1 protein-coding gene is annotated in these 566 nt (G+C 65.2%); it reads right to left on the reverse strand.

Going from position 1 to position 566, the window contains the following annotated elements; translation table 11 throughout:
* The coding region (gene ilvC, locus AC1DWF_RS37330; RefSeq protein WP_476843458.1) for a ketol-acid reductoisomerase at positions 1–566 on the reverse strand (566 nt) is incomplete at both ends.

Here is a 566-nt window from a genome sequence, read left to right on the forward strand (position 1 = left end):
TCGTGAAGGACGCGCTTCATCTCGGCCTTGGTCTCGGAGGTCACGATGCGCGGCCCCGTGACGTACTCGCCATACTCGGCCGTGTTGGAGATCGAGTAGTTCATGTTGGCGATGCCGCCCTCGTAGATGAGGTCGACGATCAGCTTCACCTCGTGGAGGCACTCGAAATAGGCCATCTCGGGGGCGTAGCCCGCCTCGACCAGCGTCTCGAATCCGGCCTTGATGAGCTCGACCAGGCCGCCGCACAGCACGACCTGCTCGCCGAAGAGATCGGTCTCGCACTCTTCCTTGAAGGTCGTCTCGATGACGCCCGAACGCCCGCCGCCGATGGCCGAGGCATAGGAGAGCGCGATCTCGAGCGCATTGCCCGAGGGGTTCTGCTGCACGGCCACGAGGCAGGGCACGCCGCCGCCCTTCTGGTACTCGCCGCGCACGGTGTGGCCGGGGCCCTTCGGCGCGATCATGAACACGTCGATATCGGAGCGCGGATCGAGCAGGTTGAAGTGAACATTCAGGCCATGCGCGAAGGCGAGCGCGGCGCCGGGCTTCATGTTGGCGTCCAGCGA

This window comes from Aminobacter sp. P4_D5 (genome assembly GCF_056401815.1).